The sequence below is a fragment of the Comamonas testosteroni genome, from assembly GCF_030505195.1.
Classification (GTDB): Bacteria; Pseudomonadota; Gammaproteobacteria; order Burkholderiales; family Burkholderiaceae_C; genus Comamonas; species Comamonas testosteroni_G.
Genome location: NZ_CP129672.1, coordinates 4,382,804 through 4,404,661 on the forward strand (window position 1 = coordinate 4,382,804; position 21,858 = coordinate 4,404,661).

Below are 21,858 nucleotides of genomic sequence, written 5' to 3' on the forward strand. Positions count from 1 at the left end.
ATGGGATGCCCCTCAGACGCTCTGCTGCGTTCTTCAGTCTGTGTGAGGGGCGGTTCGAATATTGTTGGCCCATGCATTGGATGGGCCGAATGAAAGGAAACTTATGTGGTATTTCGCCTGGTTGCTGGGTCTGCCGCTGGCAGCAGCCTTTGCTGTGCTCAATGCGATCTGGTTCGAGCTGATGGATGACGAGGCAACGCGTCGCAAGCTTCTGGAGCGAACCAAGTCGCTGCCGGACGCCTGAGTCGCCAAGACGAGGAAAAGCCCGGTCGGCTTGCGCTGACCGGGCTTTTTTATGGACCAGGCCTTGTCCTGCTCAGGCCGTGCGGGAGCCTCTCAGCGCTTGCGTAGCCTGAGCCAGCTCGGTGATCAGCGACCAGTTGCCACTCTCCACGGCATTGGCGGGAACCAGCCAGGAGCCGCCCACGCAGACCACATTGGACAGCGCCAGAAACTCCGCCGCGTTGCTGGGCGAAATGCCGCCCGTGGGGCAGAAACGCAGCTCACCGAACGGACCTTGCCAGGCCTTCAGCATCTGGATGCCTCCGGACTGCACGGCGGGGAAGAACTTGAGCTCGGTAAAGCCGTCTTCCTGAGCCATCATGATTTCGCTGCTGGTTGCGACACCGGGCAGCAGCGGCAGGTCCAGATCGCGGCAGGCCTGGCCCAGCTTGCCGGTGTAGCCAGGGCTGACGGCAAACTTTGCGCCGGCCCGAGCTGCCGCTGCGGCATCGGCCGCATTGCGCACGGTGCCCGCACCAACGATTGCTTCGGGCAGTTGTTTGGCGATGGCCTCTATGCAGGCCAGACCCTGAGGCGTGCGCAGCGTGACCTCCAGAACCCTGATGCCGCCTGCCAGCAGTGCTTCGGCCATGGGCACTGCATGTTCCGTGCTGTGCAGCACGATGACCGGAATCACCGGTGCATCCTGCATGATGGACAATGCGGTCATTTGAGCAGCCATGTGCAAGCTCCTTCTTCTGCGCTCAGCGCATTGCGCCGGAATCCGGCAAACAGTTCACGGCCCAGGCCGCGGTGATTGGCGTGCTGCAGCTCGGCGGGTATGGTGGCCAGCGGTCTGGCCTCCCATTCGGCATCGGTCAGCTCGACCTGCAACAGACCGGCGGGGGCGTCGAGCACCATGATGTCGCCGCTTTGCACCTTGGCCAGCGGACCGCCGGCCAGTGCTTCGGGACTGACATGGATGGCTGCCGGAACCTTGCCCGATGCGCCGCTCATGCGGCCGTCGGTGACCAGGGCCACGGCATAGCCCTTGCCCTGCAGAACGGCCAGCGGAGGGGTGAGCTTGTGCAGCTCGGGCATGCCGTTGGCCTGCGGACCCTGCCAGCGCACCACGCAGACGACGCCATTGAAGCCATTGGTCTGGCAGGCTTGCTCCAGCGCACCGGATTGGAAGGCCGCCTGCAGCTCATCCTGGGAATCAAAGACCCATGCAGGTGCCCGCAGCGCGTGGCGATCTTCCGGTACGGCGCTGATCTTGATGACACTGCGGCCCAGATTGCCTTTGAGCAGTTTCAACCCACCCGTAGGGCTGAATGGACGGCTGGCAGGGCGCAGCACGGCTTCGTCGCCGGACATGCCCGCATCCCGCCAGTGCAGCTGATGCTTTTCGACATGGGGAATGCGCCCGAAGGCAGCCAGCCCCTCGGGCCTCACCGTGAGCACGTCGCCATGCATGAGTCCGGCCTGCAGCAGCTGGGCGATCACATAGCCGGGGCCGCCTGCGGCCTGGAACTGATTCACATCGGCGCTGCCATTGGGGTAGACGCGGGCCAGCAGAGGAACCACCGCGGACAGCTTCTCGAAATCATCCCAATCGATGACGATGCCGGCAGCTCGGGCCACGGCGACCCAGTGGATCAGGTGGTTGGTGGAGCCGCCGGTGGCCAGCAGGGCCACCATGGCGTTGACGATGCAGCGCTCGTCTACGACATGCCCTATGGGGGCAAAGCGGCGGCTCCGGGTGATGGACAGCACGGTGCGCATGGCTTCGCGCGTGAGCAGTTCGCGCTCGGTGTCGGCGGGGTTGATGAAGGCTGTGCCGGGAACATGCAGCCCCATGGCTTCGAGCAGCATCTGATTGCTGTTGGCCGTGCCGTAGAAGGTGCAGGTGCCCTGGTCGTGATAGGCCGCATTTTCTGCCGCCAGCAGCTCCTGCCGGCCGACCAGGCCCTGCGCCGCCTGCTCGCGCACCTTGGCCTTGTCGCTGTTGGACAGGCCCGAAGTCATGGGGCCGGCAGGCACGAACACCATGGGCAGGTGGCCGAAATGCAGAGCGCCGATGAGCAGGCCGGGAACGATCTTGTCGCACACGCCCAGCATCAGGGCCGCATCGAATGTGTCATGCGTGAGAGCCACGGCGGTGGACATCGCAATCGTGTCGCGGCTGAACAGGCTCAGCTCCATGCCCGGCATGCCCTGGGTCACGCCGTCGCACATGGCGGGCACACCGCCGGCCACCTGGGCCGTTGCGCCGTTGCGTCTGGCTTCATCTTTCAGAATATCGGGGTAATGCGCAAACGGCGCATGGGCGGAGAGCACATCGTTATAGGCCGTGACGATGCCGACATTGGGGCCTTTTTCCTCAACGATGCGAATCTTGTCCGTGCCGGGCAGCGCCGCAAAGGCATGGGCCACATTGGCGCAGCCCATGGTGCGTACCTGGGGAGGGCGCGAGGCCATGGCATCGACCTGTGCCAGATAGTCGGAGCGGCTGGCGCGGCTGCGCTCCTGGATGCGCCGCGTCACCTGGTCCAGAACGGGGTGAAGTGCCATGATGAAAGTCCTTGGGCAGCAATGCCTGTGCTTCGGGCGCAGGCATTGTCTTGGAATGAGTCAGAGCCATGCGTGGGGCATGGCTCCATGGTTGCGCGCTTATTTGGCGCGGGCTTGCTTGACGGCGGTCTGCACAGAGTCCCAGGTGCCTTGACCCACGGATTTGGCAATGCCGGCATTGACGGCGCCGAGCTTGTCGCGCATGCGATTTGCTTCTGCGGCCGGCAGTTCGTTGACCTGCATGCCTTTGGTCTTGATCTCGGCCAGAGCCTTGGCGGCTTCTTCGCGCGTGTCCTTGCGCTCGAATTCACGGCTCTTGATTGCAGCGTCCTGCAGCACCTTCTTCTCGGCAGGGCTCAGCGTGTCCCACCACTTCTTGCTGACCGTCACGATCCAGGGGCTGTAGACATGGTTGGAGACGGTCAGGTACTTCTGCACTTCATAGAACTTGCTGGAGAGGACCGTGTTGAAGGGGTTTTCCTGACCGTCCACGGCCTTGGTCTCCAGCGCCGTGAACAGCTCGGAGAAGGGCAGGGGAACGGCATTGGCGCCCAGGGTCTTGAAGCTGTCCAGGAAGACATTGTTCTGCATCACGCGCAGCTTCACGTCCTGCAGATCTTCCAGCTTGGTGATGGGGCGCTTGTTGTTGGTCAGATTGCGAAAGCCGTTTTCCCAATAGACCAGACCCACCATGCCTTTGGGCTCCAGGCTGGCCTTGACCTTCTCTCCCACGGGGCCATCCAGCACGGCATCGGCCTCCTTGGTGTTGGCAAACAGAAAAGGGGTGTCCCAGATCGCCATTTCGGGCGACAGGCCCACCAGCGTGGCGGTGGAGCCGACCATCATTTCCTGGGCACCGCCGATCAGGGCCTGCTGCATCTGGGTGTCCGAGCCCAGTGAGGCGTTGCCGATGGCGCGGACCTTCATCTTGCCGCCGCTGGCCTTTTCCACTTCCTTGGCGAACATACGCACCGCACGACCCTGGTTGGAGTCTTCCACCAGGCCATAGCCGAACCGCACCAGGCGGGGTTTGAAGTCCTGCGCCTGAACGGCGCCTGCGGCCAGCAGCATTGCCGTGAGTCCTGCGACTGCAAATTTGATACGCATACCCGTCTCCTTGCTTGTTTGGGCCTGGGCCCTTTGATGAAATTGGAACTGCCGTGATGCGCTTGATTGCAGTGCGCACCATGCTATGAATTTAAGAGCTTTCATGAATCGAATGTCGTTCTCAGTGCATCCATTTGAGCGGGCCCGTGATCAGCTGAGGGAAGATCACGAAGAGCACTGCCAGCAGCACATAAACCATCAGGAAGGGATTGGTGCCCTTGATCACGGTCTCCATGCGCAGCCTGCCAACCCCGGCCACCACGTTCTGCACCGTGCCCACCGGAGGGGTGATCAGGCCGATACAGCCCACATAGATGAACATGAAGCCGAAGTACACCGGATCGATGCCGGCCTTGACGGCCAGCGGCGCGCAGACCGGACCGAAGATCAGAATGGTCGGGGTCAGATCCATGGCGGTGCCGACCACCAGCAGGAAGAGCATCATCACGGCCATGAAGAGCATGGGCTGATCCAGCAGGCCCGAAAAGCTGTCGGCCAGCATATTGGGCAGGTCGGCGAGCGTGATCATGTAGGCGGTCACAGTGGCCGCACCGCAGAGGAACATCACCATGGCGGTGGTCTTGGAGGCGCCCAGAAAGACTTCGTAGAGCCTGCTCCAGCTCATCTCCCGATAGACGACCATGGACACGAACAGTGCGTAGACCGCAGCCACCACGGCGGCTTCGGTCGGTGTGAAGACTCCGCCCTTGAGGCCACCCAGAATGATGACCGGCATCATCATGGCCCAGAAGCTCTTGGCCAGTGCCTTGACGCGAAGACCCCAGCTCACGCGTTCACCCGAGGCCAGCTGGTATTTACGCGCGATGAACCACCAGGCGGCAATCAGAAAGCTGCCCATGAACAGGCCGGGAACCACTCCCGAGAGAAACAGCTTGCTGATGGAGGTGTTGGTGGTGACGCCGTAGATCACGAACGGCATCGAAGGCGGAATGATGGGAGCGATGATACCGCCCGAAGCCAGCAGACCGGCGCTGTAGCTGTCGGGATACTTCTGGTCGCGCATCATCGGCAGCAAAATGGTGGCCAGCGCGGCCGTGTCGGCAATGGCCGATCCGCTCATCGAGGCCAGCAGCACGGCTGCGCCGATGGCCACATAACCCAGGCCGCCCGGAATGTGACCGACGAAGGCGCGGGCCAGATCGATGATTCGGCGCGACAGGCCGCCGGCATTCATCAGCTCACCCGCGAGGATAAAGAAGGGCACGGCCAGCAGCGGGAAATTGTCGAACCCGGCTTGCAGATTCTGGGCGAGCAGCTGGGTGTCGAAAAAGTCCAGGTGCCACATCAGTGCGACACCGGTGAGTATCAGTGCATGGGCAATCGGCATGCCGATCACCATGCCGCCGATCAGCACGGAGAGAAAAATCAGGGTGACGATCATGGCGTCTTACTCCACGCTGGTTTCAGAAGACTCGGTCGGGGTGCCGCGCAGCATGTCGCGCACCACGACCAGCAGCATGCCTACGGCAAGCACCAGCGTCGCCGCTGCGCCCAGAGCCAGGGGATATCCCAGCACGGTGCTGTAGCTGCTCCAGCCGGCAATAACCTGCTCCCAGGAGCCCCACAGCAGCAAGGCCATGCAGGTACTGATCAGCAGCTGCGAGACCCAGAACAGAACTTTGCGGGTGATCGGGTCGACCCGCGATGTCACCATGTCGAAGCCCAGATGGGCGCCTTCAAAGGCCGCCACGATGGCACCGATGGCCACCAGCCACACAAACAGCAGGCGCGAGATCTCCTCATAGGAGACGATGCTGGTGTGGAAAACGTAGCGCAGCACCACGTTGACGAAAACGGCCACCACCATGCCGGCCAGGGCCAGCACCATCAGGCCTTCGGCCAGGCGCTTGAGCCATGGCTTGCGGCCCTGCGCCTCTTTGTGATCTTCAGACATTGGCTGTCTCCTGCTGTTTTTTATGCTTGGGACTCGCGCCTTGCCCATTGCCGGGCCTTGAGCGCGATGTCGTTGAGGTTCATGGTGGCGCTGACGGTCAGAACATCGGGCTCCTGACGCGGGTCTTCCAGTGTCGTGAACTGATTGGCCACAAGGTCGGGCGAGAAGAAATGCCCGGGTCGGGTCTGGACGCGCTCCAGGGCCGTGGCGTAGTCGAGATCGAGAAACACAAAACCCAGCTGCTGGGCGCTGCGCAACTGGTCGCGGTACTTGCGCTTGAGCGCCGAGCAGGTCAGCACCAGCCCGTGTTCGGCATCTGCCTGAGCCAGTCGCTGTGCCAGGCGTTCCAGCCAGCCTTCGCGGTCGGCATCGGTCAGGGCAATGCCGGCCTGCATCTTGGCCACGCTCTGAGGGGAGTGGTAGCTGTCTCCTTCCACCAAGGCCCACCCCAGTTGACGGGCGATGGCTTCTCCTGCGCTCGATTTGCCGCAGCCGGAAACTCCCATGACGACCAGTGCCGACAGGGTGCCCTGGGGCTGGATCTTGCTTTGAATCATTTTTGGATAGCGCTATCCGATATGGTTAAAAAATGAGCAGCCTGCTGCTTTCTGCGATTGGCTTCAGACCTTGGTCGAAGGCAAGTCAGTGCTTTCATCAAGCTGCTTGTGCAGACTTCATTTCAAGTCTGGATAGCGCTATCATACCCAAAAGACCTCAGGCATTTGATTAGGAGATTCCCTTGCCTCCCGAGACCCATACCAAGAGTGAATCCCCGGCCGGCAGCGCTTCTTCAAGGCGATCTCGTGCCAGCGGGCGTGTCACCCTCAGCGATGTGGCACAGGCTGCAGGCGTGAGCCCGATGACGGTCTCCAGAGCCTTGCGCGGAGAGCGCAGAGTGGCTGCTGCCCTGGTCGATAAAGTGCGCGAGGTTGCGGCTTCTCTGGGTTATGTGCCTGATCTGGCAGCGCGTGCACTGGCCTCGCAAAAAAGCACCCAGGTGCTGGTGCTCGTGCCGATGCTCTCCAACACCTTGTTTGTGGAGGTCCTGGAGGCTGTGCACAAGGTGCTGTTTGCCCAGGGCTATCACATGCTGATCGGCGTGACTCACTACGACCCGGTGGAAGAAGAGCAGCTGTTGCGGGCCTATCTACCCATGCGGCCTGCCGGCCTGTTGCTGACCGGCTTTGACCACAGCGAAGAGTCGCGCAAATTATTGGCTGCCAATCCCGTGCCGCGTGTGCATCTCATGGAGTTGCGCGATCCCGGCACCGCTTCCGATTGCTACAGCGTTGGTTTTTCTCAGATTGCAGCTGGCGCTGAAATGACCCGTCATCTTCTGGACAAGGGATACAGACGCATCGCTTTTTGCGGAGCCCAGCTAGATGCGCGTGTCATGCAGCGCCTGGAGGGCTATCGGCAGGTACTCAAACAGGCTGGTCTGTATGACCAGAGTCTGGAGATTCTCAGCCCCGAGCGCTCATCGCTGGCGCTGGGTGCAAGGCAGTTCGAGATGCTTTTGAAGGCCCGCAACACGGTTGATGCCATCTTTTTCTGCAACGACGACATTGCACAAGGCGCGTTGCTGGAGGCCAACCGAATGGGGGTCAAGGTGCCGCAGCAGGTGGCGATCGCCGGGTTCAACGACCTGCCTGGCAGTGATCAGATGGTGCCACCTCTGACTACCATCCATACACCCAGAGATGAAGTGGGCAGGAAAGCTGCCAGCATGCTGCTGCAATTGCTGGCAGGAGACACCGTCAGAGAGGCCCGCGTGGATCTGGGCTTCAGGCTGGTGCCCAGGGCCAGCACCTGAGTGGTCGGTGTCAGGCTTCCGTGCCTGACTTGCCTCGCCCGGTAATCTTGTCCTTCAGGTCCAGCAGTCGCGTCACGGCCGAGCCCATGCCCATGAGCTGCATGGCGGTCTCGGGCGACAGACGCTGCACATCGTCAAACCAGCTCATCAGCTTGTCGATGAGTTCGTGCATATCGCGCATGCGCTGCTGGGCGTAGCGTTCTTCGTCGGTGCTGGCTTCTTCCATCATGGCAGCGCGCAGCATGGATTGCGTGGGTTCGATCTCTCGGCGGCGGCGCTCTTCGGCCAGTCGCTTGAAGATTTCCCAGACATCCTCGGGTGCCTGGAAGTACTCGCGCCGGTCGCCGGGCTGGTGACGCAGCTGAACCAACCGCCAGGCCTGCAGCTCCTTGAGTCCCATGCTCACATTGGAGCGAGAGAATTCCAGTGTGTCGGCAATCTGGTCTGCGTTCAGCGGTTCGGGCGAAATGAACAGCAGGGCATAGATCTGCCCCACGGTGCGATTGATGCCCCAGCGGCTGCCCATCTCGCCGAAATGCGAAACAAATTGTCGGCTCAGCTCCGACAGTGGTTTGGCTTGCGTCATGGCCTCCATTGTGCCTTTGCCCGGGGTTTCCAGTGGGGCAGGGAAATCAAGCCGGAGTGCAATCGCTCTGTTTTTTTCATGCTTGGCGCATGAAGCCCCCTCAGATATGTTTCGTAAAACTTGCAACGCTGTCAGCAAACTGTTGGGAATCGGCGCAAAATCGCCATCCTGTTTTAAGTCGGCTTTTTTACGTTGCCTGTTGCCGGGCAAACTCACCCTGTCGCCGGGCAGCCCATGGGCTGCGGGCGGCCGTGATCTGATGGCTCAAAGTTATAACTCCTCTCATTCCCGCAGTGCCCTGATCGACTGCACCAAAGGCCTGGCTTGTGCGGCCATCGTCTGGCATCACCTGGCTTTCTACGGTCCCATGTCCGATGTGGCTCACCCCGTCATGCCCGACCTGCTGGACTGGCTCTATGAGTACGCCCGCATGGCCGTGCAGATCTTTCTGGTGATCGGCGGCTTTCTGGCTGCTGCCAGCCTTGCTCCGCAAGGACTGGCATGGTTTGATTCGCCCTGGTCCAAGATCGGCAAGCGCTTTGTGCGCCTGGTCGTGCCTTATGCCGTGGCTCTGGTGGTGACGATTGTGGTGTCTGCGGCGATTCGTCCCTGGTTCGACCACGAGTCCGTGTCTGCCGACCCCGGTCTATGGCAGCTCATGGCCCATGCTTTGCTGCTGCAGGGCATTGTGGGCGAGGAGTCACTGTCGGCTGGCGTCTGGTATGTTTCCATCGACTTTCAGCTGTTTGCGGGCACCGTGTTGCTGCTGGCCGGCGTACGCTGGCTGCAGCAATGGGCGCTGAAGCGCTGGGGTGATATGGCCATGAAGCGCTGGTGGCCCTGGGCCGTGACTGGCATGCAGGGGCTGGTGGTTGTGGGGACGGCAGCTTCGTTGCTGAGCTTCAATCTGGATGCTGACCTGGATGTCTGGGCGTTTTATTTCATGGGTGCCTATGGCGTCGGCATGATGGCCTTCTGGGCAGTGGCGGCAGACAGGCGCCTGACGGCCTGGAGCTGGGGCCTGCTGATTGCTGCAATGATCATCGGCGCGCTGGTCTATGAGTGGCGCGACCGCATTTTTCTCGCCGGCGTGACTGCGATGCTGCTCATCGTCTGCATGCGTACCGAGGCCATTGCCCGCTGGCAGGGTCTAGCTCCGCTGCGTCGCCTGGGAGAGATCTCCTACTCGGTGTTCCTGATTCACTTTTCGATCTGCCTGCTGGTCAATGCGGTGGTCAACCATTTCTGGCATGGCTCGGTCACTGCTGCGGTGGTGGGCATCCCGTTTGCCTTTGTGCTTTCACTGACCGCCGGCTACGCGCTGTACCAACTGGTGGAGCGCCATGTTTCGTCATGGAGTCAGGCCCTGCGCTGGCAGGCAGGCTTGATCGGCGCGGGTCTGCTGACCACCATGGTGGCGGGCTTGCGCTGAGTCTGAGCCCGGCAACCAAAAAGCAGCTCCAGTGAGCTGCTTTTTGGTTGGGTGAGCCGGTTCAGCGATGGAGCTCGCCCGCGCTTTCGGGCTGGAACTCGATGGCATCCACGCGCACGGTTACCTGGCCGGTAGGGCTGGGCATCTTGAACTCATCACCCACTGACAGGCCCAGCAGGGCGATGCCTACAGGCGCAAAGATGGAAACCTTGTCGGCGCTGCCATCCATATCCTTGGGGTAGACCAGTGTCAGCGTATTGGTCTTGGCGATCTCGAGAATGGTGAAGCGCACGGTGGAGTTCATGGTCACCACGTTGGCGGGTATTTCTGCGGGGTCGAGCACATCCGCACGGTCCAGCTCCGCCTCCAGTGCATCACGGCCGGGGAACTGGCTGTTGTTCTTTTCCAGCAGCGATTCAATGCGATCCAGGTCCAAGGAGGACAGAGTGATATTGGGCTTGCGCTCCATGTAGTAACTCCCTTGCGAGATGGTGTGGTTGGCGCTTTGGCGTTGCGCAAACGGACAAAAGCCCGGGCAACGGTGTTGTCCGGGCCAAGGCATTCAGTGAAAAGCACCAACTTGGTGCGCTGAGGGAATTGTCGGCGCTGAATCGCAAACTGCCAAGCCATCTCGCACCCACTGAGTGCGGATTGACTTTGAACTTGCTCTAGCTAATGGAGCGTGCTACGCGCACGGAACAAGGGAAGCAGTCGTTTTTATCCAAATCTGGCTCAATCAACTCTCGCTGTATTGACCGGAATGCAGCCATGGTCAGTACCGATTTCTTGCAATGAATAACTGTATTTATGTACAGTTGTTTTATGCAAAAACTTTCTTCATCCCCCGCACCGGACTCCATTCAGGTCGATGTGCCGGTGCGACCGATGCGGCCCATCAAGGGGCGAGGGGCCGCCAGCCAGATCACGCACCGGTTTGCGCGGGAGCTGCGCCAGGGCTTCGATGACGGCTGGGGCAAGTCCGAACAGGATGAAGGAAGCGAAGTGGGCGAGGAGGTCAAGACCTGGTGCACCCATCTGGAGTGGGAGCGGGCTAAATCAGCACTGAGCCGCCACGAATCGCCCGATCTGCCTTTTCATCTGGGGCTAAACCCCTACAGAGGATGTGAGCATGGCTGCATTTATTGCTATGCACGCCCTAGTCACAGCTATCTGGGCTATTCACCGGGGCTGGATTTCGAAACCCGGCTGATTGCCAAGGAGAACCTGCCCGAGGTGCTGCGCGTCGAGTTATCCCGGTCCAGCCATGTGGCGGCGCCCATCATGCTCGGCTCGGTCACGGACTGCTACCAGCCTGTGGAGCGCGAAGTCGGGTTGACGCGCCGCGTGATAGAGGTTCTGGCGCAGGCCAGGCACCCGTTTTCCATCGTCACCAAGGGCAGTGGCATTGAACGAGACCTTGATTTGCTGGTGCCGCTGGCACAGCAGCATCTGGTGGCCGTTTATGTGACGTTGACCACCTTGCAGCCCGAGCTGGCCCGGAAGCTGGAGCCACGCGCCGCTGCGCCGCATCGGCGGCTGCGCATGATTCGGACCCTGAGCGAGGCAGGCATACCCGTAGGCGTCAGCCTGGCACCGCAGATTCCGTTCCTGAACGACGATATGGAGCAGGTGCTGGCCGCAGCCAGCGAGGCCGGTGCAAGACAGGCTTTTTATGCAGTGCTGCGCCTGCCGTGGGAAGTGGCTCCGCTGTTCAATGAATGGCTGATGCTGCACTATCCCGAGCGTGCCCAACGCGTGATGGAGCGTGTGCGAGATCTGCATGGGATCAGCGAAGCGGGCAGAGCCGAGGGCAAGGTCTACAACAGCAGGTTCGGCCAGCGCATGAAAGGAGCAGGCGCCTGGGCCGATATGCTGGCGCAACGCTTTGCACTGGCCTGCCGCAAGCTTGGGCTGAATCGTGAGCGCGTGCGACTGGACTGCGATCAGTACCATCACTCTTTGCTGTCGCCGCAGCAAAGTCTTTTCTGATGTCTGGTCTCATTGCGTTGCGTGCCGATCCGGAACGGGTCTACGCAGCGAGCTGCTGCTGGCCCGCCGCAAAAAAAGCCGGAATCTGGCGTGACTCCGGCCTTTTGGGCACCTGAACTGTTTACTGAGGCTGGTAATCAATGGACTTGAGCAAGGCCTGCTGGCGCTGAAAGGCCTTCTGCAGTTCGCTCATCAGCGCTTCCGGGGTCGCGTCGGTGCCGGGTTCCATGCCCATGTCCCTGAGCCTGGCTTCGACCTGGGGCTGCTTGAAATACTGCAGCGCGATCGCTCTGACCCTGGCCTGCACATCGGCAGGGATATCGGGGCGCGACCAGACGCCGAACCAGCTCACCTCGGACAGTTGCGGGTAGTCCAGTTCCTTGAAGGTGGGTACATCGGGCAGTTGCACCATGCGCGTGGGGTAGTTCACGGCCAGCGGCTTGACCTTGCCGGCCTTGATCAGCGGCAGGGCGGTGGTGAGCCCGTCCATCATCAGCGGCACATGGCCGCCCATGAGGTCGCTGAGCGCCGGGGGGGAGCCCTTGTAGCCCAGGTGCTTCATCTTGATATTGAGCAACTGCCCCAGCAGCATGCCCGAGGTATGGCCGCGCATACCCGTGGCATACGAGGCAAAGTCCAGTCCGTCGGACTGCTTTTTGCCGTAGTCGGCCAGCTGCTGCAGATTGCTGGGCGGGAAGTCCTTGTTGGCAATCAGCACCAGGCCGTTGCGGCTGAGCTGGGCCAGTGGCTTCAGATCCTTGAACGGCTGGTAGCTGACCTTGTAGGCCAGCGGCGTCTCGCTGACGATGCCGCCCTGGATCAGCAAGAACGTATGGGCATCCTTGCCGTTGGCCAGCAGGTCGTTGACGGCCAGCACGCCGGCTGCGCCGGGTTTGGATTCGACAATCACCGGTTTGCCCAGCTGCTTTTGCATGCCGTCGGCCAGCAGGCGAGCCAGCGAGTCAGCATTGCCGCCGGCCGGGCCGCCGACCACCAGGCGTAAGGGCTTGACGGGCCAGAGCGCTTGCTGAGCATTGGCTGTCAACGGCATGGTGGCAGCACTCAGGCTCAGGCAGCTTGCCAGTGCAATGGCCCTCCAGGGCATGGTTTGCTTCATCTTTGTCTCCTCTGTTTTGACTGCCCGGCAGCCTGTCCGCTGCGTCGATGAACGCTCTGCGGAGAGTGCTTTGTCGAGGGCAAATCTGCAGCCCTGTCGCCTGCCGGGAGCTGGCTGCCCGAGCAGCGCTGTCAAAAATTCTCGGTGCAAGGAGGGCAGAGGGTTTGACGAATTACGCCAGCTTCTTGGCCGTTGGGGCTTTCAAGGGTTTTGGAGCGGTCTGCCGGACAGTGGGCAGATCGGCGCCACCGTTACTTTCAATGGCCTTGAAGAAAGAGCGCACCAGCAGGCTTTCGCTGCGCTCCTTCATGCAATAGACATAGGTGGTGGTGCTGGCCGGGTCGCCGGCAATACGCACGGGCCTGAAGCGCGGGTCGGCAATGAATTCGGCCTCGGACACGGCACCGATGCCCAGGCCGCGCGCCACGGCCTCGCGTATGGCCTCGCGGCTGCCGATCTCCAGCTGGGTGCGGGGCTTCACACCGGCCGCCTGCAGTGCTGCCTCTATGGCCGTGCGCGTGGTCGAGCCTTGCTCGCGCAGCAAGAGCGGCAGGCCGTGCAGCTCGGCCAGCTCGACCTGCTCGCGCCTTGCCAGCGGATGGTCGACATGGGCAAACAAGATGATGGCGTGGCGCGCATATTCGCGCGCCAGCAGCTCGGGCCTGTCATACAGACCGGCCAGTACCGCCACATCGGTGGTGTAGTTCTCCAGATCGTGCAGCACCTGCTGCGAGTTGCCCATGCGGATCGACAGCTTCATGCCGGGATGGCGGGCGCTGTAGGCCGCCACCATCTCGATCACATGAAACGGCCCCACGGCGCCGATCTTGAGTTCGCCCTGGTTGAGCTGGCCCGAGTCGCGCAGAAAGAACTCGGTTTCAGCCTCCAGCACGAGCAGCTTCTGCGCCAGCGTCATGAGCTTGTGGCCGGCACCGGTGAGCGTCATGCGATAGCCCTGGCGGTGGAAGAGCTCAATCTGGCTTTGCCGCTCCAGCGTGGCGATCTGGCTGGAGACCGTGGGCTGGCTCACGCCCAGGGCGCGGGCGGCAGCGCTCAGGCTGCCTTGCTGGGCCACGGCGATAAAGGCTCTGTAGCGGGCGGTGCTCATGCAGGTTTCATCTCAAGGTTTGATCTATGGAATCTGTCAAAACTGATTCTGAAACCTTCACATGACAGTCATATGTCGTCCCTAATATTTGCGTCAACGCACTGCAATGACGGTGCGACGGCAGCCCGGAAAAGCTGCACTTCACACGCACATGCAAAGGATGAATTCCGTGACGATGACCCGCAAAACCTGGCTCAAAGCCGCAGCAGCCAGCCTGACGCTTGCCGCCACCACTGCCGTCATGGCGCAGCAGCCCACCGAGCTTCGCGTGGGCCTGATCCCCTCCGAAGACGCCCAGGCCATGATGCGCGCCAGCCAGCAGGTCATGGACCAACTGGCTGCCAAGACCGGCCTGAAGATCAAGCCCTTTGTGGCCAATGACTACAACGGCGTGATCGAGGCCATGCGCTCGGGCAAGATCGACGTGGCCTATTTCGGGCCCTTCTCCTATGTGCTGGCCAGCCAGCTGGCGAATGCCGAGGCATTCGCCATTCCCGTGGCCAAGAAATCGGGCAAGAGCTCGTACAACAGCATCATCATCAGCAAAAAGGACAAGGGCCTGGGCACCGTGCCCCAGTTGCAGGGCAGGACCTTTGCCTTTGTCGATCCCAGCTCGGCATCGGGCCATCTGTTTCCCAAGGCCGGTCTCAAGGCCGAGGGCATCGATACCGACAAATATTTCTCCCGCGTGATCTTCTCGGGCTCGCACGACGCCAGCATCATGGCCGTGGCCAACGGCAAGGTGGATGCGGCGGCCGTGGCCGATCCCATCTTCCAGACGGCCGTCGCCAAGGGCCATGTGAAGGCCGAGGATTTCCAGATCATCTGGCGCTCCAAGGACATCCCCGAGTCGCCCATGGCCTGGCGCAGGAATCTGGACGAAGCCACCAAGAAGAAAGTGGCTGCGGCTCTGGCCGAGATCAAGGGCCTGCCCTGGGGCGACCGTGGCGAGCTCAATGGCTTTGCGCCCACCAACGATCAGGCCTATGACGTGGTGCGCCAGACTGCCAAGGCGCTGAACCTGGACCTCGGGAAGATGAAATGATCAGCATCCGCAATCTGCGCAAAAGCTATGGCAGCAACCATGTGCTGCATGGCATCGACATGGATGTGAAGGCCGGCGAGTTCGTGGTCATGCTGGGCCTGTCGGGCGCGGGCAAGTCCACCTTGCTGCGCTGCATGAACGGGCTCAACCAGCCCGACAGCGGCCAGCTGCAGGTGGGCGGTATCGACCTGATGCGCAGGCACTCGCGCCGCGAGCTGGCCCGCTATGTGGCCATGGTCTTCCAGCACCACAACCTGGTGCAGCGCCTGTCGGTGCGCAAGAACGTGCTCACGGGGCGGCTGGGCCAGGTCGGCACGCTGGCCTCGGTGCTGCAGCTGTTCAGGCAAAGCGATATCGCGCTGGCCGACGCCTGCCTGCAGCGCGTGGGCCTGGCCCACAAGGCCGATGAGCGCACCGAGGCACTCTCGGGCGGGCAGATGCAGCGCGTGGGCATTGCCCGTGCACTGGCCCAGCAGCCGCAGGTGATTCTGGCCGACGAGCCCGTGGCCAGCCTGGACCCCAAGACCGCGCGCAGCGTGCTGCAGTATCTGCGCGATGCCACGCGCGAGCTGGGCATTGCCGTGGTCTGCAATCTGCACCAGGTCGATTACGCGCGGGAGTTTGGCGATCGCATTGTCGGCCTGTCCCAGGGGCGCATGGTGTTTGATGGCGTGCCAGAGCAACTGGACGAGGCCGCGCTCAACGCCATCTACAGCGGCGAGCCGCAGCCCGCCGGACATGCGGCAGAGCAGGGCGGTGCGATGCATGTCGGCAGCACCGCAGCCGGCAACTGGCTGCCCGGGGCGATGTCGCCAGCGGCGGTCGCAGGAGGTCTGCAATGAACAGTCAGAGCCTGAAACAGCCAGACCGCTGGCAATGGACGGCCGCACGCCCGCAAGGCAAGAGCGGCTGGCTGGGTTATGCCGCGCTGGCCCTGTTCATCGCCTGGGTGCTGCAGTGGAGCGCAGCGGGCGCGCAGATGAGCTGGAGCGAGCTGGCGGGCGGCATGCCGCAGATTGGCGACTTTCTCTCGCGCTCGGTGCCGCCCGACTGGAGCATGCTGCCGCGCCTGTGGGCACCGGCGCTGGAGACCATACAGATCGCCATCTGGGGCACCTTGCTCAGCGTGATCCTGGCGCTGCCGCTGTCTTTTGTCGCGGCCGGCAATCTGCACGGCTGGCATTGGCTGCGCCGCATCACGCGCCAGTTTCTCAATGTGATCCGCAGCATCAACGAGCTGATTCTGGCGCTGGTGTTTGTCTCGGCCGTGGGTCTGGGCCCTTTCCCCGGCGTGCTGGCCCTGGCCCTGCATGGCATGGGCATGCTGGCCAAGTTCTTTGCCGAGGCGATCGAGGAGATCGACGACGGGCCGCTGCAGGCCTTGCGCAGCGCCGGAGCCAGCCAGCTGCAGATCATTGCCTTCGGCGTGGTGCCCCAGGTCATCACCGCCTGGATTGCCGTGGTGCTCTATCGCTTCGAGGTCAATCTGCGCTCGGCCACCGTGCTGGGCATGGTGGGCGCGGGCGGTCTGGGCTTCGAGCTGGTCAGCAGCCTCAAGCTGTTCCGCTACCAGGAAACCGCGACCTGCATCATCGTCATCACGGTGATGGTGATTGCCGCAGACATGGCATCCCACTGGCTGCGCAGCCGCATACAGCAGGGCGCTCGCCACTGATTTCGCTGCGGTGCCGGCGTGCGCTGCAGTGCTTGAAAACATCAAAAATATGAGCTATCAGCGCTTTTTACATAAGCGTCAAGGGCTGATTTCGCTCAAAAAACGTCAAAGGGCTTTCTCGTGTGGACCTATCACAACCCCGTGCACATCAGCGTGGGTCGCAACAGTCTCGATCAGCTGCCGGCCTTGCTGGCCGGGCGCAGCTGCCTGCTGGTCACTTTCCCCGAGGCCCAAAGCCTGGGCCTGGTGCAGCGCATGCGCCAGCTGCTGGGAGCACAACTGCGCGGCGTGATCGACCGCATTGCCCCCAATCCCGATGTGCAGTGGCTGGCGCCGCTGTACGAGCAGGTGCAGCGTGACCATGCCGAGGTGCCCGTGATCGTGGCCCTGGGCGGCGGCAGCGCCATCGACTCGGCCAAGGCCTTGATCTGCCGTACGCCCGGAGGCCGGTTTGCCGACCTGCTGGCGCTGCTCAAGCGGGGCGGCCAGTTGGGTCAGGAAGGGCACAAGGCCTTGATCGCCATCCCCACCACGGCCGGCACGGGCAGTGAAGTCACGCCCTGGGCCACGATCTGGGATCAGGCCGCAGGCCAGAAGTATTCGCTGCACCAGTCCTGCACCTGGCCCGAGGCTGCGGTGATCGATGCCGAGCTGATGACCAGCCTGCCCGCCGGTGCCACTCTGGCCTCGGGGCTGGATGCGCTGTCGCATGCGCTGGAATCCATCTGGAACGTGAACCGCAACCCGGTCTCCATGGCGCTGGCCGTGCAGTCGGCCCGCCGCACCCTGGCCACGCTGCCCGCGCTGATGCAGGATCTGGGCAGCGCGCAGCTGCGCAGCGAGATGGCCGAGGCAGCGCTGATGGCCGGCCTGGCGTTTTCCAACACCAAGACCGCTCTGGCGCATTCGCTGTCCTACGACATCACGCTGCAGCATGGCGTGCCGCACGGTCTGGCCTGCTCGTTCAGCCTGCCCCTGGTGCTGGAGATGGCGCTGGGCGCAGACGCTGCGGCCGATGCGGCCTTGCTCTCCATCTTCGATGCCGGCACGCCTGCTGCGGCCATCGAGCATCTGCGCGGCGCTCTGCAAGGGCTGGGCGTTGCCACCGATCCGGCCCACTATGGCGTACCGCCCGAGGACTGGGGCGCCATGGTGCAAAAAGCCGCCAGCGGCCCGCGCGGCCGCAACTTCATTCGCTCCCTGAACTGAGTCGCGGAACCCGAACCGGTCTCCGCTTTCCATCCCCTTGAAGCCACCACTGAAAACCATGAACTCCATCGCTCAAGCTGAAACTCTGGTGCTCTCCCAGCCCGCCGCCGATCTGTCGCCGCTGCAAGCCGTCATCTTTGACTGGGCCGGCACGCTGGTGGACTTTGGCTCGCTCGCACCCACGCAGATTTTTGTCGAAGCCTTTGCCAGCTTCGGCATCACCATCACCCTGGCCCAGGCACGCGGCCCCATGGGCCTGTCCAAATGGGACCATATCCACCAGCTGCTGCAAGATGAAAGCATTGCTGCGCAGTGGCAGACCGCTTTTGGCCGGACGCCGACCGATGAGGATGTGGATGCCATCTACGCGCGCTTCATGCCTTTGCAGATTGCCAAGGTGGGAGAGTTCTCGGCACCCATCGAGGGCGCGGTGCAGACGCTGCAATGGCTGCGCGCCCAGGGCCTGAAGATCGGATCCTGCTCGGGCTACCCGCGCGAAGTGCTCAACCAGTTGCTGCCGCAGGCCGAGGGCGCAGGCCTCAAGCCCGACTATGTGGTGGCGGGCGACGAGCTGGAAGCCGGCGGTCGCCCTGGCCCCTTCATGGCACTGGCCAATGTGCTGGCGCTGGGTATCGGCGATGTGCGTGCCTGCGTGAAGGTGGACGACACCGTGCCCGGCATCGAGGAAGGTCTGCGCGCAGGCATGTGGACGGTGGGCCTTAGCCTGTCGGGCAACGAGGTCGGCTATAGCGTGCAGGAGTTTGCCAGGGCGCCCGAGGAGGAGGTCGAGGCCCGTGTCGCCGTGGCCGAAGCCAAGCTCAAAAAGGCCGGAGCCCACTATGTGGTGCGCAGCGTGGCCGATCTGCCGGCCGTGCTGGTGCAGATCGCCACCGAAATGCGTGCCGGAAAAATGCCGTTCTAGGACCCGGTTCGGGAGCTGGCAGACCTGGTTGCAGGTCCTGCCCCGAACAGCCAAGCCCCAGGCCTGATGGCCCGGGGCTTTTTTTCGGCGGTTGGGGCTCAGCCCTCAGGCGTCTGCGCCACGGGATCGAGCTGCTCGTGATGCTCGATGACCTTGCGCATCAACTGGGTGAATAGCTCGCGTTCGGTCTCGCTCAGCGGCTCCAGCATCTGCTGCTGGGCTTGCAGCACGGACGGGCCGGCGTCGGCCAGCAGGGCCTGGCCCTCGGGTGTCAGGGACAGCAGACGCACGCGGCGATCCTTGGCGGTGTGCTGGCGCTGCAGCAGACCACGTGCTTCCAGGCGGTCAATCACGCCGCCGATGGTGGATTTGTCAAAGCCCACTTCCATGCTCAGCGTGCGCTGGTCTATGCCCGGCAGATGCACCAGTTTTTGCAGCACGGCAAATTGCAGCGGCGTAACGCCCCAGGCTTCGGTGGCCTGGCTGAACACGGCCACGGCCACCTGTTGCAGGCGGCGTATGCCGTGGCCGGGAAAGGTTTCCACCTCCAGTCGTGGAAACAAGGAGGGGCTGCTGGCGCTGTCTGAGGCAGCGTTTGGCAGTGAAGAATTAATCATGGTTTTCCCTAGGTGGGGTTGGCATTTCAAGGCTCGGATAATACGATGCATGCGTTTGGTATGCATACATACTATCTGTGTACATACCGATTGGGCAGACACTGGCGTCTGCGCACTTGAAGAACTTGAGGCCTCCATGCAGTTTCATTTGAACGGTTTTCGTCCCGGCAACCCCTTGATCGCTCCGGCTTCGCCGCTGGCCCATGCCCATACCGAGGCCGTGCCCTCGCAGGTCGACGTGCTGATCGTGGGCTGCGGCCCTGCCGGCCTGACGCTGGCCGCGCAACTGGCGGCCTTCCCCGATATCCGCACCGGCATCGTGGAACAAAAGGAAGGCCCGATGGAGCTGGGCCAGGCCGACGGCATTGCCTGCCGCACCATGGAAATGTTCGAGGCCTTCGAGTTTGCCGACTCCATCCTCAAGGAGGCCTGCTGGATCAACGACGTCACTTTCTGGAAGCCCGACCCCGGCCAGCCCGGCCGCATCGCCCGCCATGGCCGGGTGCAGGACACGGAAGACGGTCTGTCCGAGTTTCCCCACGTCATCCTGAACCAGGCGCGCGTGCACGACCACTATCTGGAGCGCATGCGCAACTCGCCCAGCCGCCTGGAGCCGCACTACGCTCGCCGCGTGTTGGATGTGAAGATCGACCACGGCGCAGCGGACTATCCGGTCACCGTGACGCTGGAGCGCTGCGACGCCGCCCATGCGGGTCAGATCGAAACCGTGCAGGCCCGCTATGTAGTGGGCTGCGACGGCGCGCGCAGCAATGTGCGCCGGGCCATCGGCCGCCAGCTGGTCGGCGATTCGGCCAATCAGGCCTGGGGCGTGATGGATGTGCTGGCCGTGACGGACTTCCCCGATGTGCGCTACAAGGTGGCCATTCAGTCCGAGCAGGGTAATGTGCTCATCATCCCGCGCGAAGGCGGTCATCTGGTGCGCTTTTATGTGGAGATGGACAAGCTGGATGCCGACGAACGCGTGGCCAGCCGCAACATCACGGTGGAGCAGCTGATAGCAACCGCCCAGCGCGTGCTCCATCCCTACAAGCTTGACGTCAAGAATGTGCCCTGGTGGTCGGTGTATGAGATCGGCCAGCGCATCTGCGCCAAATATGACGATGTGGCCGATGCCGTGGCTGCGCCGGACTCGCCGCTGCCACGCGTCTTCATCGCCGGCGATGCCTGCCACACCCACAGCCCCAAGGCCGGACAGGGCATGAATTTCTCCATGCAGGACAGCTTCAACCTGGGCTGGAAGCTGGCCGCCGTGCTGCGCCAGCAATGTGCGCCCGAGCTGCTGCATACCTATTCGTCCGAGCGCCAGGTCGTGGCCCAGCAACTGATCGACTTCGACCGCGAATGGGCCAAGATGTTCAGCGACCCGGCCAAGGAAGGCGGCCAGGGCGGTGTGGACCCCAAGGAGTTCCAGAAGTACTTCGAGCAGCATGGCCGCTTCACGGCCGGCGTGGGTACGCACTATGCGCCCTCGATGCTGACGGGGCAGGCCACGCATCAGGCGCTGGCCAGCGGCTTCACCGTGGGCATGCGCTTTCATTCTGCGCCGGTGGTGCGCGTTTCCGACGCCAAGCCCGTGCAGCTGGGCCACTGCGGCAAGGCCGATGGCCGCTGGCGCCTGTATGCGTTTGCAGGCCAGAACGACCTGGCGCAGCCCGAGTCCGGCCTGCTGGCGCTGTGCCGCTTCCTGGAGGGCGACGCGGCATCGCCGCTGCGCCGCTTCACGCCAGCCGGCCAGGATATCGACAGCATCTTCGATTTGCGTGCCATCTTCCCGCAGGCCTATACCGAGGTGGCGCTGGAGACATTGCCATCCCTGTTGCTGCCCCCCAAGGGGCAGCTGGGCATGATCGACTATGAAAAGGTGTTCAGCCCCGATCTGAAGAATGCCGGCCAGGACATCTTCGCGCTGCGCGGCATCGACCGCGAGCAGGGCGCTCTGGTGGTGGTGCGCCCCGACCAGTATGTGGCCCAGGTTCTGCCCTTGGGCGACCACGCTGCACTGAGCGCCTATTTCGAGTCTTTCATGCGGGCCTGAGGGCCCCAGGCCAAGGGCTGCCGAGCCGCATCAACGCCTGCAAGAACGTGAACACGTTCCAAGGTGTTTCAGGGAGGGCATGGCCCTCCCTTTTTTGCGTCCGGGGCCGAGCGAGTGAGCGCTGCTTGCTACGATGTTTGCCTGTTTGAAAAGGAGAAGACATGCTGCTGATCGTGGGTACGGTGCGTTTGCCATCCGAGAACCTGGCCCTTGCCCGGCCCGCCATGCGTGCCATGGTGGACGCCTCGCGCGCCGAGCCGGGCTGTCTTGAGTACGGCTATGCCGAGGATGTGCTGGTGCCGGGGCTGATCCATGTGAAGGAGCTGTGGGCGGATCAGGCGGCACTGGATGCCCATTTCGCATCCGCGCATATCCAAGCCTGGCGCACCGTCTGGCCGGAGCTGGGAATCGGGCAGCGGGATCTGAAGCTCTACGAGGTGCAGACACCGCGCGCCACCTGAGCTGGCTGCG

General features: G+C 62.7%; 22 protein-coding genes. 11 read left to right on the forward strand and 11 right to left on the reverse strand.

All coding sequences use genetic code 11. From position 1 onward, the window contains the following. Window positions 1-103 precede the first annotated feature (103 nt). Window positions 104-244 carry a cytochrome bd-I oxidase subunit CydX gene (gene cydX, locus QYQ99_RS20260; RefSeq protein ID WP_003053063.1) on the forward strand — a complete coding sequence of 47 codons (141 nt, stop codon included), beginning with the start codon at window positions 104-106 and terminating at the stop codon, window positions 242-244. Between the two features lie 72 nt (window positions 245-316). Here cydX and eda read toward each other — a convergent pair whose 3' ends face one another. The 6 genes from eda to QYQ99_RS20290 form a co-directional block, all read right to left on the reverse strand. Continuing rightward, entirely contained in the window at window positions 317-964 is a 648-nt protein-coding gene (eda, locus tag QYQ99_RS20265) for a bifunctional 4-hydroxy-2-oxoglutarate aldolase/2-dehydro-3-deoxy-phosphogluconate aldolase (protein ID WP_302089744.1), read from the reverse strand. Then, on the reverse strand, window positions 949-2,796 hold the full coding sequence (edd, locus tag QYQ99_RS20270) for a phosphogluconate dehydratase (protein WP_302089745.1): 1,848 nt from the start codon (window positions 2,794-2,796) through the stop codon (window positions 949-951). Before edd ends, eda begins: the two co-directional genes overlap by 16 nt. A gap of 99 nt (window positions 2,797-2,895) precedes the next feature. Continuing rightward, the gene (locus QYQ99_RS20275; protein WP_302089746.1) at window positions 2,896-3,903 is read right to left on the reverse strand and encodes a TRAP transporter substrate-binding protein; all 1,008 of its coding nucleotides are present in this window, start codon (window positions 3,901-3,903) and stop codon (window positions 2,896-2,898) included. Window positions 3,904-4,024: 121 nt separating this feature from the next. Further along, a complete protein-coding gene (locus QYQ99_RS20280) occupies window positions 4,025-5,305 on the reverse strand; it encodes a TRAP transporter large permease (RefSeq protein ID WP_302089747.1) in 1,281 nt (426 codons plus the stop codon). A gap of 6 nt (window positions 5,306-5,311) precedes the next feature. Continuing rightward, a complete protein-coding gene (locus QYQ99_RS20285) occupies window positions 5,312-5,818 on the reverse strand; it encodes a TRAP transporter small permease (protein WP_302089748.1) in 507 nt (168 codons plus the stop codon). Window positions 5,819-5,838: 20 nt separating this feature from the next. After that, a complete protein-coding gene (locus tag QYQ99_RS20290; protein ID WP_302089749.1) occupies window positions 5,839-6,375 on the reverse strand; it encodes a gluconokinase in 537 nt (178 codons plus the stop codon). A gap of 182 nt (window positions 6,376-6,557) precedes the next feature. Here QYQ99_RS20290 and QYQ99_RS20295 point away from each other — a divergent pair, with 182 nt between their 5' ends. After that, window positions 6,558-7,631, forward strand: coding sequence for a LacI family DNA-binding transcriptional regulator (locus QYQ99_RS20295; protein ID WP_302089750.1), 1,074 nt, complete (start codon window positions 6,558-6,560; stop codon window positions 7,629-7,631). 10 nt (window positions 7,632-7,641) lie between these two features. Here the strand turns inward: QYQ99_RS20295 and QYQ99_RS20300 are convergent, their stop codons facing one another. Beyond that, window positions 7,642-8,226: a GbsR/MarR family transcriptional regulator gene (locus QYQ99_RS20300; RefSeq protein WP_034376636.1), complete on the reverse strand. Its 585-nt coding sequence runs from the start codon at window positions 8,224-8,226 to the stop codon at window positions 7,642-7,644. A gap of 250 nt (window positions 8,227-8,476) precedes the next feature. On the opposite strand from QYQ99_RS20300, the gene QYQ99_RS20305 reads away from it, so the two are divergent. After that, on the forward strand, window positions 8,477-9,649 hold the full coding sequence (locus tag QYQ99_RS20305; protein ID WP_302089751.1) for an acyltransferase family protein: 1,173 nt from the start codon (window positions 8,477-8,479) through the stop codon (window positions 9,647-9,649). A gap of 61 nt (window positions 9,650-9,710) precedes the next feature. Here the strand turns inward: QYQ99_RS20305 and rnk are convergent, their stop codons facing one another. After that, window positions 9,711-10,118, reverse strand: a complete 408-nt coding sequence (gene rnk, locus QYQ99_RS20310) for a nucleoside diphosphate kinase regulator (RefSeq protein ID WP_003063629.1) — start codon at window positions 10,116-10,118, stop codon at window positions 9,711-9,713. Between the two features lie 353 nt (window positions 10,119-10,471). Here rnk and QYQ99_RS20315 point away from each other — a divergent pair, with 353 nt between their 5' ends. Continuing rightward, on the forward strand, window positions 10,472-11,638 hold the full coding sequence (locus QYQ99_RS20315) for a PA0069 family radical SAM protein (RefSeq protein WP_302089752.1): 1,167 nt from the start codon (window positions 10,472-10,474) through the stop codon (window positions 11,636-11,638). Between the two features lie 121 nt (window positions 11,639-11,759). On the opposite strand, the gene QYQ99_RS20320 is transcribed toward QYQ99_RS20315, so the two are convergent. Continuing rightward, a complete protein-coding gene (locus tag QYQ99_RS20320) occupies window positions 11,760-12,755 on the reverse strand; it encodes a Bug family tripartite tricarboxylate transporter substrate binding protein (RefSeq protein ID WP_302089753.1) in 996 nt (331 codons plus the stop codon). Between the two features lie 172 nt (window positions 12,756-12,927). Then, entirely contained in the window at window positions 12,928-13,863 is a 936-nt protein-coding gene (locus QYQ99_RS20325) for a LysR substrate-binding domain-containing protein (protein ID WP_302089754.1), read from the reverse strand. A 160-nt stretch (window positions 13,864-14,023) separates the two neighbouring features. Between QYQ99_RS20325 and phnD the strand changes: the two genes are divergently transcribed. The 5 genes from phnD (at window position 14,024) to phnX (ending at window position 18,714) form a co-directional block, all read left to right on the forward strand. Further along, window positions 14,024-14,908 (forward strand): phosphonate ABC transporter substrate-binding protein, encoded by an 885-nt coding sequence (gene phnD / locus QYQ99_RS20330; RefSeq protein ID WP_437439081.1) that lies wholly within the window; start codon window positions 14,024-14,026, stop codon window positions 14,906-14,908. Beyond that, window positions 14,905-15,750 (forward strand): phosphonate ABC transporter ATP-binding protein, encoded by an 846-nt coding sequence (gene phnC / locus QYQ99_RS20335; RefSeq protein ID WP_302089755.1) that lies wholly within the window; start codon window positions 14,905-14,907, stop codon window positions 15,748-15,750. The genes phnD and phnC overlap by 4 nt, the downstream gene beginning before the upstream one ends. Next, window positions 15,747-16,583, forward strand: coding sequence for a phosphonate ABC transporter, permease protein PhnE (gene phnE, locus QYQ99_RS20340; protein WP_302089756.1), 837 nt, complete (start codon window positions 15,747-15,749; stop codon window positions 16,581-16,583). The genes phnC and phnE overlap by 4 nt, the downstream gene beginning before the upstream one ends. Window positions 16,584-16,703: 120 nt before the next feature. Further along, window positions 16,704-17,792, forward strand: a complete 1,089-nt coding sequence (gene psrA / locus QYQ99_RS20345; RefSeq protein ID WP_302089757.1) for an iron-containing alcohol dehydrogenase PsrA — start codon at window positions 16,704-16,706, stop codon at window positions 17,790-17,792. A 58-nt stretch (window positions 17,793-17,850) separates the two neighbouring features. Further along, the gene (gene phnX / locus QYQ99_RS20350) at window positions 17,851-18,714 is read left to right on the forward strand and encodes a phosphonoacetaldehyde hydrolase (RefSeq protein WP_302089758.1); all 864 of its coding nucleotides are present in this window, start codon (window positions 17,851-17,853) and stop codon (window positions 18,712-18,714) included. A gap of 98 nt (window positions 18,715-18,812) precedes the next feature. Here phnX and QYQ99_RS20355 read toward each other — a convergent pair whose 3' ends face one another. After that, window positions 18,813-19,331 (reverse strand): MarR family winged helix-turn-helix transcriptional regulator, encoded by a 519-nt coding sequence (locus QYQ99_RS20355; protein WP_409815775.1) that lies wholly within the window; start codon window positions 19,329-19,331, stop codon window positions 18,813-18,815. 136 nt (window positions 19,332-19,467) lie between these two features. Between QYQ99_RS20355 and QYQ99_RS20360 the strand changes: the two genes are divergently transcribed. Both QYQ99_RS20360 and QYQ99_RS20365 read left to right on the forward strand, forming a co-directional pair. After that, window positions 19,468-21,387 (forward strand): FAD-binding monooxygenase, encoded by a 1,920-nt coding sequence (locus tag QYQ99_RS20360; RefSeq protein ID WP_302089760.1) that lies wholly within the window; start codon window positions 19,468-19,470, stop codon window positions 21,385-21,387. Between the two features lie 161 nt (window positions 21,388-21,548). Continuing rightward, window positions 21,549-21,848 carry a putative quinol monooxygenase gene (locus tag QYQ99_RS20365; protein ID WP_302089761.1) on the forward strand — a complete coding sequence of 100 codons (300 nt, stop codon included), beginning with the start codon at window positions 21,549-21,551 and terminating at the stop codon, window positions 21,846-21,848. The last annotated feature ends 10 nt before the right edge of the window (window positions 21,849-21,858 follow it).

What these genes read in the sequence shown, in the direction of transcription:
- QYQ99_RS20285 (WP_302089748.1), bottom strand. Translation starts at nt 5,818, where the DNA reads ATGTCTGAAGATCACAAAGAGGCGCAGGGCCGCAAGCCATGGCTCAAG.
- phnD (WP_437439081.1), top strand. Translation starts at nt 14,024, where the DNA reads ATGAATTCCGTGACGATGACCCGCAAAACCTGGCTCAAAGCCGCAGCA.
- QYQ99_RS20365 (WP_302089761.1), top strand. Translation starts at nt 21,549, where the DNA reads ATGCTGCTGATCGTGGGTACGGTGCGTTTGCCATCCGAGAACCTGGCC.
- QYQ99_RS20305 (WP_302089751.1), top strand. Translation starts at nt 8,477, where the DNA reads ATGGCTCAAAGTTATAACTCCTCTCATTCCCGCAGTGCCCTGATCGAC.
- phnX (WP_302089758.1), top strand. Translation starts at nt 17,851, where the DNA reads ATGAACTCCATCGCTCAAGCTGAAACTCTGGTGCTCTCCCAGCCCGCC.
- QYQ99_RS20300 (WP_034376636.1), bottom strand. Translation starts at nt 8,226, where the DNA reads ATGGAGGCCATGACGCAAGCCAAACCACTGTCGGAGCTGAGCCGACAA.
- QYQ99_RS20275 (WP_302089746.1), bottom strand. Translation starts at nt 3,903, where the DNA reads ATGCGTATCAAATTTGCAGTCGCAGGACTCACGGCAATGCTGCTGGCC.
- QYQ99_RS20290 (WP_302089749.1), bottom strand. Translation starts at nt 6,375, where the DNA reads ATGATTCAAAGCAAGATCCAGCCCCAGGGCACCCTGTCGGCACTGGTC.
- phnE (WP_302089756.1), top strand. Translation starts at nt 15,747, where the DNA reads ATGAACAGTCAGAGCCTGAAACAGCCAGACCGCTGGCAATGGACGGCC.
- QYQ99_RS20360 (WP_302089760.1), top strand. Translation starts at nt 19,468, where the DNA reads ATGCAGTTTCATTTGAACGGTTTTCGTCCCGGCAACCCCTTGATCGCT.
- eda (WP_302089744.1), bottom strand. Translation starts at nt 964, where the DNA reads ATGGCTGCTCAAATGACCGCATTGTCCATCATGCAGGATGCACCGGTG.
- QYQ99_RS20280 (WP_302089747.1), bottom strand. Translation starts at nt 5,305, where the DNA reads ATGATCGTCACCCTGATTTTTCTCTCCGTGCTGATCGGCGGCATGGTG.
- QYQ99_RS20355 (WP_409815775.1), bottom strand. Translation starts at nt 19,331, where the DNA reads ATGATTAATTCTTCACTGCCAAACGCTGCCTCAGACAGCGCCAGCAGC.
- QYQ99_RS20325 (WP_302089754.1), bottom strand. Translation starts at nt 13,863, where the DNA reads ATGAGCACCGCCCGCTACAGAGCCTTTATCGCCGTGGCCCAGCAAGGC.
- rnk (WP_003063629.1), bottom strand. Translation starts at nt 10,118, where the DNA reads ATGGAGCGCAAGCCCAATATCACTCTGTCCTCCTTGGACCTGGATCGC.
- QYQ99_RS20320 (WP_302089753.1), bottom strand. Translation starts at nt 12,755, where the DNA reads ATGAAGCAAACCATGCCCTGGAGGGCCATTGCACTGGCAAGCTGCCTG.
- QYQ99_RS20315 (WP_302089752.1), top strand. Translation starts at nt 10,472, where the DNA reads ATGCAAAAACTTTCTTCATCCCCCGCACCGGACTCCATTCAGGTCGAT.
- phnC (WP_302089755.1), top strand. Translation starts at nt 14,905, where the DNA reads ATGATCAGCATCCGCAATCTGCGCAAAAGCTATGGCAGCAACCATGTG.
- cydX (WP_003053063.1), top strand. Translation starts at nt 104, where the DNA reads ATGTGGTATTTCGCCTGGTTGCTGGGTCTGCCGCTGGCAGCAGCCTTT.
- edd (WP_302089745.1), bottom strand. Translation starts at nt 2,796, where the DNA reads ATGGCACTTCACCCCGTTCTGGACCAGGTGACGCGGCGCATCCAGGAG.